Below are 11,849 nucleotides of genomic sequence, written 5' to 3' on the forward strand. Positions count from 1 at the left end.
CTGAGTGCAACACGGGACGGTGTACGACTTCGACACCTCGTGACGATCGGCCGGAATGCGCCGCCCTTCCGTCGGGCCACCGACGACGAACGCGAGCCCGATGCCGATCGGACTACCAGACGACCGGGCCACCGATCGAGGATCGGGACGAGCCGAGGAGGATGCATGGCGACCATTCGAACCCCCAGTCCGACTGCCACGACATCGGACGTGAACCCGCCCGGGTACACCCGTCGACGCGCCCTCGCCGTCCTCGTGATGATCGTCTTCTTCATGATCATCAACTTCGGCGACAAGGCCGTCCTCGGTCTCGCGGCGGTGCCGATCATGAGCGAGTTCCGGATCGACCGCAGCATGTTCGGACTGATCGCCAGCTCGTTCTACCTGCTCTACAGCATCGCCGGCATCGTCGTCGGTTTCGTCTCCGCCCGCGTCTCGAGCCGGCTCCTGCTGTTCTCGATGGCCATGATGTGGACCGTCGCCCAGATTCCGGTGCTGCTCGTCGCCACCGTCCCGGCGCTGGTGGCGGGCCGGGTCCTCCTCGGCGCCGCGGAGGGCCCGGCCACGCCCATGTCCATGCACGCCCTGTACAAGTGGTTCCCGCCGCACAAGCGCGGGTTGCCGTCGGCCCTGCAGATCAGTGGTGCAGCGCTGGGAGTCCTCATCGCCGCCCCCCTCCTGACATGGCTCATCAGCGATCACGGTTGGCGGGCCGCGTTCATCGCACTGGCCGTCGTGAGCGGGTTGTGGGGCATCGCCTGGCTCGCGATCGGCAAGGACGGACCGTTCGACCGGGACACTCGGCACGGGCACGGCGCTGCGACCGGGAAGTCGGGTGCAGCGGGCAATCCGAAGATCTGGAAGATCCTGGTGAGCGGCACGTTCCTCGGCAGCGCGGCGAGCGCATTCGGCGGACACTGGGCCATGGCGGTCAACTCCGCATGGCTCCCCGAATACCTGCACACCACAATGCAATTCGGGCCCGGAGATGTCGCCGGTGTGATCAGCGCGATCTCCGGCACGAGCCTGGTGCTGCTGCTCACCATCTCCCCGCTGTCCGACCTGCTCCTACGTAAAGGCCTGTCGGTGCGCTGGGCGCACGGGGCATTGCAGGGCATCGCCGTGACGATCGCCGGGATCGCGATGGTGCTCGTCCCGTTCGCGGACGGGTCCGCGATCCGGCTCGTACTCATCGTGATCGCGTTCAGCGGCTCGGCCGTCGCATTCCCGCTCCACTACATGACGGCGGCTGCGGTCGTGCCGCCGGCCAAGCGCGGCGCCGTCTTCGGCATCCTCGCCGCCACCGGCACCCTCCCCGGCCTCGTCGCCCCGTACATGACCGGCCGGATCGTCGACGGCGGAGCGACGGTCGTCGCGGGATACGGCACCGCGTTCACCCTCGCCGCCGTCGTCATGATTGCGTGCGGCGTGTATGCCGTCGCAGCCATTCGTCCCGCCCACGATGCGCATCGGCTGTCCCGAGTCGGGACGACCGGCACCGCGGACGACACCACGGCCGGCCCGGCGTGACCGCACACCGCGGCAGCGAAGCGGCCCGCGCCTGCGCACGCCTCCGCTCTCGGAACTCCCGTGGACTCGCAGCCCGACCGATCCCACCGACGTGCGCCGGTACCTGAGCGCATTCTCGACCCCGCTCGCGGCGTGCTTCGATCTCCAACCTCGTCGCTCGTTCCTTCGGATCCTCCGGATACTTCCTCGGCGCTCCCATGAATCTCGCCCTTCCGTGTGATGAGACCCGCCACCAGAAGCGAGGCACATCACTGGTATCCGGTGCTCGGCTACGCCGTGACGGTGGAACCGCCGCTACGAAGGCTCACGTCCACCCTCACCGGCCGGCGTTCCCACCACGCCGAGCCGAAACAGCTCGTGCTCGCCCGCGAAGCCCTTCAACGGGTACCTGCCGGCCGGCTCCGCGGCGACCGCCGCACTGTCCAGGCGGCGCATCGCCGCACCGTCGACGAGCACCTCACCCGGTCCGGCGACCGAGGCGATGCGGCTGGCCCGGTTGAGCGGTCGCCCGATCCAGTCACCGGCACTGCGCACCGCCGTGCCCCACACGATCCCGGCATGCAACGGCGGCAGACCCTGCCGCTGCGCGGCCGCAAGGAGCTCTATCGCTACCGTGGCCAGAGCCGTCGGGTCGGCCGACAGCAGCATCACCGCATCCCCGACCGTCTTGACGAACCGCACCGGCGGGGCCACCACATCGGTGGTCAGCACATCGAGCCGATCGGCCGACGCCCCCAGCTCGCTAGGGGACAGCTGCTCCCCCAGCGTCGTGAACCCGACCAGATCGGCGAAACACGCCGCGACCTGCCGCGCCTCGGGATCATGGTGGTTCATCGCCTGCGCGTGGATCTGCTGCCGCAGAGACTGCCCCCAGCCGGGTGGTGACGGCGCGAGCGAGCAACCGGGACTGAAACTCGGCGAACCGGCGTATCTCATGGGCCTGGCGCAGCGCCCGCTCGGGATGCTCGGGGTCGGCGGCGCGCTGCGACGCCGCACTCGGTAGCGGGAATCGAACTCGACGGCAGACTCGATTCGTACAGAGGTCGGCACGGTCGGGACGCCGACCTCTTGCCGACCGGAACCGGTGGGCCGGGTCCGAACATTGCGCGCGCACAGCGGTGAGACGTTGCCTGCGTTCCCGGGCAGGCCGGGCACCGGGTCAGCCTCGAACGCACGGTCGTCACGCGCCCACCTGAGGATCGTCGAACGGCACACTGGCGCGACACCGCGCGAGCACCAAGGGGCCGGTCCCCGTGCCGGCGCCACCCAAGGTCTTCACTTTCACGCCGACGACCGGCCGTCGCCGTCACCCCGACGACCCGATCCATACAGAACAACAGCCCACACTGACTACTGTGAACCCGAGCACCTCGTCAGCCGACAGAGGAGAACACTCATGCGCACCTTCGTCCATCTGGTCCTATTCGCGTGTGCCATCGCGGTAGCGGTCGGGGCCTTCCTTCCCCTCGTCGGCGGAATACAGCCGAGCGATGTCACGCTGGTGGATCTGCGCGACGGCTTCCCCGCCGAGTTCACCTTCGAGCAGGTCGAGACTCAGGCCGTGCGGTTCTACCAGTCGATGACGGCCTTGCTGTTGCTGGCCGCGATCCTGCTGCTGATCGCTGCGCTGGTGGGGTCACGCGCGGTCGGGTGGCTCGGCGTGATCGTCGGGATCGGTACCACCGCCGTGTTGCTGTGGCGGCTCGACGACAGTTTCGGGGACTTCGTCCGCGACAACTACGCCGACTTGCTCAACGATCGCTGGGGGCTGTATCTCGTCGGCGGCGGTCTCCTGCTCGCTCTGCTGGCCTTGCTGGTGCCGAAGGAACGGTCGACGGTGTGAAGCCGACGGTGTGGAGTACTTCCGATCTCCCGGCAGTCGACAGGAACCCCTGACAAGTTCCTTCTGTCAGGCAAGCCCGACAGTTCCCGGAACAGGCACGATACCTCCCCGAAGGGTCACCGCCCGCGGTGCCGACGTGCCGCGGACGAGTCCGCCCAATGTTCCCACGCGGCCTGTCGCGTCATTCCCACCAACTCCGCCACCTGCGCCCAGGACGCCCCCTCGGCGCGCAGACGCCGCACCGCGTCGTCCAGCACCGCGGTCACCGCCTGCTGCCGGGCCGCCAACCGGTCGAGCTGTTCGAGCGAATCGAGCACCGCCGCCGTCGCCGACACCTCGTAGATGTGCCGTACCCATTGCTCCTCGAGCCTGTCCACCGTCCGGGAGCTCGGACGCGGTGCCGATCCCGCACCGATCCGCACCGCCGTCTCACCCAGCCAGGGACAGTGCAGGCACTTCGCCCGCCACGCGTGCGCCCCGCCTCCGATACCGTCGGCACTCGGCACCTCCCGCCCGGCCGCGTCCTCGCACCGGATCGTGCCGATATACGGCCCCTCTCCGGGGATCAGCAGCTCCCACTCCGGCAACGGTCTCGCCATCCCGTCAGGCTCCGCTCACCCGGTCGCGCCGTCAACCACCCGGCCATCGAAAGTCGAGTCGATCGGTGAGAGGAAGGCGCGGTCGACGCCCTCGCCTGCTCTCGGATCGGAGCGCATCTCGAGGCGATGGAGCCGTCAGCTGCTCGGTGACCCTCGGTCCGGCGATCGCTGTACTCGTCCCCGCTCCGGTCCCAGCAGGTTCACAGCCTGAGCCCACCATTTCCCCAGCATCGCTTCGTAGCGTGAACTCGACCGAATGAACGGAGAGGACACCGGTATGAGTTCACGGCACACCCACGACGGCGCCGAGCCGCACGAGCACGACCTCGGGCTGGGGCACGACCTGAAGACGATGCTGTCGCGCCGCCGGATGCTGGCCGTCTTCGGCGCGGCCGGCACCGCGGCACTCGCTGCGTGCTCGACGGGAGGGTCGACGTCCACCTCGGCATCCGCGTCGGCCACCACCGCGGCGAGCACGACCACCGCCGCGGGCGAGTGCGTGGCCGCCGCACCGCAGGAGACCGCCGGCCCGTACCCCGGCGACGGATCGAACGGCCCCAACGTCCTGATCGAATCCGGGATCGTTCGGCGGGACATCACCACCAGCTTCGGCAGCTACACCGGCACCGCCGAGGGCGTACCGACGACCGTCACGCTGCACCTGCAGGATCTGGCCGCCGACTGCGCCGCCGGCGCGGGCATGGCGGTCTACCTGTGGAATTGCGACCGCGACGGCAACTACTCGCTCTACAGCGAGGGTGTCACCGATCAGAACTACCTGCGCGGCGTGCAGGTGGCCGGGGCCGACGGCACCGTCTCGTTCACGTCGATCTTCCCGGCCTGCTACTCGGGCCGCTGGCCGCACATCCACTTCGAGGTCTATGACTCCCTCGAGGTCGCCGTCGCCGGTGACAACGCCCGGCTCACTTCGCAGATCGCGTTGCCACAGGACGTGTGCGAGACGGTGTACGCGCAGGCCGAAGGCTATTCGCAGAGCACCCGCAACCTCACACAGATCAGTCTCGACTCCGACAACGTCTTCGGAGACGGCTGGGACGCCGAACTCGCCGCCGTGACGGGCAGCGTCGACACCGGCTATGCGGTCGACATCACGATCGGTGTCGCCGAGAAGTCGGCGAACGTCCAGTCCGACGTACCCCCGCAGGGCGGGATGGGGGCAGGCCCGGGAGGCGGCCGTCCGGCAGGTCCGCCGCCCGGGCAGTGACGGGCGGGATCCACACCGATTCGGCGTCCTTTCGCGCCCCGACCGCTCCATTTCGGCCCTGCCCTGCCGGGGTGCGACGGCGGCAGACTCGCCTCATCGCCGCCGCCCCGGAAAGGACCCCCCGTGAGCGCCCCCTCCCTGACCCAGCACACGACGACCCTGCGTTTCCTCGATCCTGCCGACGGCACTCCGCTCGGCTGTGTCGCGACCTGGCCGGACCACCGGTTCACCCTCACCGACGTCGTCGACGTCCTGCGGCGCTTCGGCCTCCACGTGAGCGATCACCGGCCACTGGGTGAGCCGGGGACGCACCACTTCACGATCGCGCCGTCCGCGACCGCCGCTCCGGATCCCGAGGTACTCGAGCTGATCGCGGACGCGTTCGTCGCGGCCACCGAGGGCCGCACCGAGATCGACGACTTCTCGATGCTCGTTCTGCAGGAGAGCATCTCGTGGCGGTGGGTCGACTTCGTCCGGGCGGCCGTCCGGTTCCTGGCCCAGGCGGGGATCGGCCTGTCCCCGGCGTACATGCTCGGTTGCCTGACGGCCACTCCCGGCTTCGCGGCGGACCTCGCCGCGCTGTTCGACGCCCGGTTCCGGCCCGGACTGCCCGACCGGGACCGCGCCGCCGCCGCCACGGCCGCGGCGGTGGCCGGCCACATCGATCGCGCCGCGACATTCGACCTCGACCGGACCCTGCGAGGGCTGCGCTCGTTCGTGGACGCGACCCTGCGTACCAACTGGTTCCAGAGCGGGGGCGCCAAACCGTACGCGTCGTTCAAGCTCGATCCGTCCGCGCTGAGCGTCGGCGGTGCGGTCGTGCCGATGCGGGAGATCTACGTCCACTCCCCCGACGTGGAGGGTGTGCATGTGCGGGCCGAGCTCGTCGCGCGGGGCGGGCTCCGCTTCTCGGAGCGCCCGGAGGACTACCGCACCGAGGTCCTCGGGTTGATGGCGACCCAGGCCGTCAAGAACGCGCCCATCGTCCCCGGCGGCGCGAAGGGCGCGTTCGTGATCCGGCCCGGCTCCGGCGCGAACCTCACCACCGCCTACACCACGTTCGTGCGCGGCCTGCTCGACGTCGTCGACAACATCGTCGACGGATCACCCGTCACCCCGCCCGACACCGTCGCCTACGACGGTGTCGACGCCTACCTGGTGGTCGCCGCCGACAAGGGCACCGCCCGCATGTCCGACACCGCCAATGCCGTTGCCGCCGAATACGGTTACTGGCTCGGCGACGCCTTCGCCTCGGGCGGCTCGGCCGGCTACGACCACAAGGCCATGGGCATCACCGCCCGCGGCGCGTGGGTGGCCGTGCGGCACCGCTTCGCCGAACTCGGCCACGACGTCGACACGCAGACCTTCACCGTCGCGGGCATCGGCGACATGTCGGGTGACGTCTTCGGCAACGGCATGCTGCTCAGCGACCGCATCCGCCTCGTCGCCGCGTTCGACCACCGGCACATCTTCCTCGACCCCGACCCGGACCCGGCCGCCTCCCACCGCGAGCGCGCCCGGCTGTTCGGGCTGCCGCGATCGTCCTGGGCCGACTACGACCCCGCGCTGATCTCCGCGGGCGGCGGCGTGTGGCCGCGCACCGCCAAGTCCGTGCCGCTGTCCGCGCCCGCCCGCGCCGCCCTCGGGACCGACGCCGAGGCGCTGACCCCCGACGAGCTGATCGTGGCCGTCCTGCGCGCGCCCGTGGACCTGTTGTGGAACGGCGGTGTCGGCACGTACGTGAAGGCCTCCGGCGAAACGCACGGCGACGCCGCCGATCCCGCCAACGACCGCGTCCGGGTCGACGCCCGCGACGTGCGGGCCCGCATTGTCGGGGAGGGCGGCAACCTCGGCTTCACCCGCGCCGCCCGCATCGAGTACGCGCGCTGCGGCGGCCGCTGCGACGGCGACTTCATCGACAACGCCGCCGGCGTCGCCACCTCCGACCGGGAGGTCAACATCAAGATCGCGGTCGACCGTGCGGTGGCGGCCGGGACGCTGGCGCCCGGGCAGCGGGAGAAGTTGCTCGCCGCGGTCACCCACGACGTGGCGGAAGCGGTGCTCACGGCCTCCCGCGATCAGGTGCTCGCCCTGGGATGCAGCGAGCACGACGCCCCGGCGCTGCTCACCCAGCACGAACGCCTGATCGACGACCTGGCGCGGACCGGCCGGATACCCCGGAACGACGAAAGTCTGCCGACCGCGGACGAGATCCGGGAGCGGCGGCGGGCAGGCACCGGCCTGCTGCGACCGGAGCTGGCGGTGCTGCTGGCGCAGTCGAAGAACGTCGTCGCGAGCGAGCTGGCCGCGTCGTCGCTGCCGGACTCCGCCGCCTGCGCCCCGTGGGCGGAGAACTACTTCCCTGCCGAAATCGTCGCCCGTGCCGGAAGCGGCGTGGCCGAGCACCCCCTGCGCCGGGAGATCGTCGTCGCGTCGCTCGCGGACGAACTCGTCAACCGGCTCGGCCCCGGCGCGCTGTACCGGTTCGAGGAACGCTTCGGCGCCGCCACCGAGGACTCGGCGCGCACCTACGTGGTGGTCAGCCGGGTGCTGCACACCGAGGACATCCGGGCCCGGATCCTCGCGGACGGGTCCGACGCACGCAGTACGGTGGCGGAGCTGAGCGCGCTCGCGCGCGTCGTCGAGGCCGAGATGACCTGGTTGCTGCGCCACACCGCGCGCCGAACGCTCCGCGATGTGCTCGCAGGGACGGGCGACGAGACGGACACGCCGGAGGCTCTCGTCGCGCTCTTCGCCGCACCCGTCGCCGAGGCACTGGGCGAGCGACCCTCCGCCGAGGACTGCCGCGGCGCCTTCGCGAACGCCGCGGTGGCGCTGCGCCTGGGCATCGATCCTGCTCGTGTCGCCGCGGCCCGGGACGTACTGATCGGCAGCCTTCACATCCGTTGGCTTCTGGACGGTTTCGCCACCCGCGTCCGCGGTTCCTACTGGGAGGCCATGGGTGCGGCGGCCCTGCGCGACGAGATCGCCGACCGCCTCGACGCGCTCGTCGTCACCGCGCTCGACGGCGGTGCCGCGGATCTGCCCGATCGAGCGCACCGGCTCGTGCGGCTCCTCGACCGGCTCCGCGGCGAGGACGCGGTGGACACCGCGCGGCTCGCCGTGATCGCCGGGGAGTTGCGCCTGCTCGACCGCTGAGAGTGTGTCTCTTATGGATCGTCTCTTGCGTGCGGCATGACGCATGTCGTGGATGATGCGTTGCGTTCCCGGGACCCGGCCCCGGCACCGGGATGTGCAGCGCGGTCGGTGTCCCGGGCCCCGATACGCCACCGCAAGCCGCGCCGCGGTTCGTCGCATCGCCTCGCCTCATCCCCTACGGACAGAATCCGCGACCCCACTCAGGTGGGGCAGGGAGGAGAGAACCATTCGGGGCGTACAGCGGGTCGAGAACACCCGCGCGGCGGGCAGGCCGTACCCGCAGGAGGATGAAACTCCTTCTGCCACAACCTCTCCTGGATGCTCCCCACTACGAGCAGGTGGGGCAGCGGGCGACCAGGTCGGCGCGCATGCCCAGACTCACCGCAGCATCGACCACGCGCGGCCACATCCGCGGCTCCGCGAGCGCGAAGTCCTGTACCGCGCCGCGCGAGTCGGCCGGTACCTCGATCCGGTCCTCGGTGCTCCACAACGCCAACGCAGGACCGTTGGAATGCGCGGCGTCATAGTAGACACCGTGGATACGCCGTCGGGCCACGGGCTGATCCTCGTAGATCGTCCGCGCCCACTGCTGGGTGCGCGGGCGCGGATAGTCGCCGGTGGCCAGCGACGGCAGCGCACCGATGTGCATCGCCGCGCCCTGCCCGCGCAGGTCGAGCACGGGGACCGGGGCGGTCGGTCGCAGCAGCGCCACCCGGTAGCGCGGGCACACCGCCGCCGCAGGGAAATCCCCGAAGACCTCACCGAGCGCCGTGGCCAAGTTGCCGGCGACGTACAGCACCGACCGCCCGTCCGGACACGTCCGCGGCGCACCGTCGGGGGCCGGCAGATGCGGGTCCAGTCGGTGCAACGGCCCGAAGCGCCGGTGGGTGGTTCCGTTCGGGGTGTGCGGGGACGGGTGGTAGATGCGGCACCAGCGCCACCGGTGGCCGGGGCTCGGTTCGCGCCACCGCCAGACCCATGCTCGTCCGCCATGCAACGGTCGCGTCGGTGCGGGAAGTGGGGCTACCACGCGGCTGCGGTGCCGGCCTCGGCCGCCCGCACGACGTCGTCGATGCGCCCGGCGGCGAGCGCTTCGGCCGGGGTCGCGCCGTCGAGGTCGGTGTTCACCTTCAGGGCCCATTCGGTCAAAGACACCGCACCCCCGGGAAACACCCGACTCACCTGGGCCAGGCCGGGCACGAAGCCCTGCTCGGCGTCGGCGTCGAACTGCCACGACGGCAGCCGCCACTCCCGGCCCTTCTTCACCCCGATCAGATCCCCCGCCTTGAGACGATCGAGGACCGCCTGCTCGGATACCTCGAGCAGCTCCGCGGCCTCCGGTCGGGTCAGGGACTCCGCCACCACCGCGCGGCGGGCCCGATACTGCCGGCGCAGGTTCTCCAACGCGGCGTGTCTACGCTCGGCCGGGGACGGACCCCGCCCCCACAACCCTGCGTCCAGCCCCTCACCCTCGTCCCCGACCACGCCGAGCACGAAACTCTCCCGCTCCGCCTCCGGCACACTGCCGAGCACGTCCTTCAACACCGCGGAAAAGCCCGCTGCACCCCGCGCCGAAGTCGTGGTACCTGCAGCGCCGGGCGCGGGCGGCGTCGTCCGCGGGGTCGACGTGCGGGACTTCGCCCCGGCCGCCCGACCCGTGTCCTTCGTGCGCGCGGTCGAGGCCGACCCGGTGTTCGTACGACCGGTCCGCTTCGTGCTCATATCCCCAGGCTACGCCTCTGAACAAGATAAACAAGAAAACAAAGCAAAGGAGGAGACTGTCTCGGCTCGACGATGTGGATGCGCATCGACTTCCCTGGAGCTTCCCGGGGGTCGGATTCGGGATCGGCGGACCACCCGAACTTGTCGAGGCACCATGACACTCCTCGCCGCGCTGCGCCGACACTTTCAGGTGCACGCACGAACTGCCTGGTCACGGCTCTTCCTTCCACGATGAGGCCGGTGAGCTAAGGCGCCGCTTCTCCGATCAGCAAGGCGAGCAGCAGCTCTGCCCGGACGCGGGCATCACCGAGGTCCACACCGAGCACCTGCTCCGCCTTGGCGATCCGGCTGCGCAGGGTGTGCCGGTGTATCTCCAGGGCGGTGGCCGCCGCCTCCCATTGCCCGTTCGCCTCGAGGAAGGCCCGCAGCGACGCGACGAGCCTGGTCCCGCGGCCGCGGTCGTAGTCGGCGAGGGCGGACACCGTGGAGGCGGCGACGGATTCGAGGACGGCCCGCACCGCCGGGGACGCGAGCAGGGCGGTTCCGTGCGTGGCGTCGAACTCGACGATGCGGCGCGTCGCGTCCGCCGCGGCCACGGCGTGCTCGGCCTGTTCGAGGGCGCGGCGGGTGTCGGCGAGCCGGTGCGCGGCGCTGAGCCCGCCACGCAGGGTGCGGGCCTGCGGCGGGGACAGGTCCGCCAGCAGCGCCGTCACGTCGGACAGCGTGTCCTCACCCCGCAGCAGCACGGTGAGCGCCTCGTCCTCGCTGCGCGCGTACAGCGGACGCTGCCGGGCACCGAGACCGGCGTCGAGCACGCGCCGCACGTCGGCCGCGGCCGGGGTGTGCAGCTGCAGGATCCGGATCCGGCTGCGCGCGCCGGCCGCGTCGGCGAGATACTCCGCAGCGTCGCCGGAGTCGAGGACACCGGCGACGAGCAGTCCGAACACCCTCGCGCCCAGCGCGTTCCGTTCTGCACGCAGCCGTCGCGGTTTGTCCAGCTCGAGGGTGACGAGGGAGACGGCGTGGCCGATGAGGACGAGTTCGACGTTCTCGAGCGGCCGGTCGGCCTGCACGGCCAGGTATCCGCTGACGACGCCGGCGTGCGTGACCGGCTGCACGGTCAGCGTCCGGCCGGGCCGGCTCGCGGTGACCGAGCCGGCGCCGTCCGGGCGCAGCTCCGAGATCTGCTCCGCCAGCTCCGCCGCGGCCTCGGGGTGGGCGACCACCTCCCCGGTGCGCTCGTCGAGATAGGCGACGGCGGTGTGAGTGGCGACGGCCAGTTCCCGCACGATCGCCGGCACCCCGCCACGCAGCACGGCACGGGTGATGCGCACCTGGGTGTCGGCCGCGCGCCGCACGAGTTCGTACTGCTGTTCGGCGAGCCGGGCGGTGACGGCACGGCTCACGGCGGCGAACGGCGTCGTGTACGGCACCTCGAGCAGCGCCAGCCCCACCGCGTCGGCCGCCTCGAGGACCGCCGGCGGAATCCGCTCGTGCGACAGGCCGGTGCCGAAGCCGAGGGCCGCGACGTCCGCCTCCGCGAGGCGGCGCACGTAGTCGCCGCCCTCCTCCGGCTGCAGTCCCAGGCCGGTGGTGAGGACGAGTTCCCCTCCGGAGAGCCACGGCCGCGGGTCCAGCAGTTCGGTGGGCTGGACGAAGCCGATCTGGCGATCCTTCCCGGCCCGGCCGCCGCGCAGTGCCAATCCCAGTCCCGGTTGCCGCAGCAGCCAGGCGATGCCGACGCTCATGGGGTCATCGTAGAACGACTCGA

The 11,849-nt window shown here is 71.1% G+C and carries 9 protein-coding genes; 4 read left to right on the forward strand and 5 right to left on the reverse strand.

Going from position 1 to position 11,849, the window contains the following annotated elements; all coding sequences use genetic code 11:
* The first annotated feature begins 165 nt into the window (after positions 1–165).
* Positions 166–1,530, forward strand: coding sequence for an MFS transporter (locus AC2IPW_RS20545; protein ID WP_486375534.1), 1,365 nt, complete (start codon positions 166–168; stop codon positions 1,528–1,530).
* A gap of 294 nt (positions 1,531–1,824) precedes the next feature.
* Here the strand turns inward: AC2IPW_RS20545 and AC2IPW_RS20550 are convergent, their stop codons facing one another.
* A complete protein-coding gene (locus AC2IPW_RS20550) occupies positions 1,825–2,364 on the reverse strand; it encodes an adenylate/guanylate cyclase domain-containing protein (protein ID WP_486375535.1) in 540 nt (179 codons plus the stop codon).
* A 562-nt stretch (positions 2,365–2,926) separates the two neighbouring features.
* Between AC2IPW_RS20550 and AC2IPW_RS20555 the strand changes: the two genes are divergently transcribed.
* A complete protein-coding gene (locus AC2IPW_RS20555; RefSeq protein WP_486375536.1) occupies positions 2,927–3,373 on the forward strand; it encodes a hypothetical protein in 447 nt (148 codons plus the stop codon).
* A gap of 116 nt (positions 3,374–3,489) precedes the next feature.
* Here the strand turns inward: AC2IPW_RS20555 and AC2IPW_RS20560 are convergent, their stop codons facing one another.
* Positions 3,490–3,972 carry a hypothetical protein gene (locus AC2IPW_RS20560; protein WP_486375537.1) on the reverse strand — a complete coding sequence of 161 codons (483 nt, stop codon included), beginning with the start codon at positions 3,970–3,972 and terminating at the stop codon, positions 3,490–3,492.
* A 277-nt stretch (positions 3,973–4,249) separates the two neighbouring features.
* Between AC2IPW_RS20560 and AC2IPW_RS20565 the strand changes: the two genes are divergently transcribed.
* Both AC2IPW_RS20565 and AC2IPW_RS20570 read left to right on the forward strand, forming a co-directional pair.
* Positions 4,250–5,197: an intradiol ring-cleavage dioxygenase gene (locus tag AC2IPW_RS20565; RefSeq protein WP_486375538.1), complete on the forward strand. Its 948-nt coding sequence runs from the start codon at positions 4,250–4,252 to the stop codon at positions 5,195–5,197.
* 123 nt (positions 5,198–5,320) lie between these two features.
* Positions 5,321–8,356 (forward strand): NAD-glutamate dehydrogenase domain-containing protein, encoded by a 3,036-nt coding sequence (locus AC2IPW_RS20570; RefSeq protein WP_486375539.1) that lies wholly within the window; start codon positions 5,321–5,323, stop codon positions 8,354–8,356.
* A 328-nt stretch (positions 8,357–8,684) separates the two neighbouring features.
* On the opposite strand, the gene AC2IPW_RS20575 is transcribed toward AC2IPW_RS20570, so the two are convergent.
* The 3 genes from AC2IPW_RS20575 to AC2IPW_RS20585 form a co-directional block, all read right to left on the reverse strand.
* Positions 8,685–9,224 (reverse strand): RES domain-containing protein, encoded by a 540-nt coding sequence (locus tag AC2IPW_RS20575; RefSeq protein ID WP_486377042.1) that lies wholly within the window; start codon positions 9,222–9,224, stop codon positions 8,685–8,687.
* A gap of 155 nt (positions 9,225–9,379) precedes the next feature.
* Positions 9,380–9,901 carry a helix-turn-helix domain-containing protein gene (locus AC2IPW_RS20580; protein ID WP_486375540.1) on the reverse strand — a complete coding sequence of 174 codons (522 nt, stop codon included), beginning with the start codon at positions 9,899–9,901 and terminating at the stop codon, positions 9,380–9,382.
* 422 nt (positions 9,902–10,323) lie between these two features.
* Entirely contained in the window at positions 10,324–11,826 is a 1,503-nt protein-coding gene (locus AC2IPW_RS20585) for a PucR family transcriptional regulator (RefSeq protein ID WP_486375541.1), read from the reverse strand.
* Between the last annotated feature and the right edge of the window lie 23 nt (positions 11,827–11,849).

The sequence above is a fragment of the Rhodococcus sp. NS-SX18 genome (assembly GCF_057367935.1).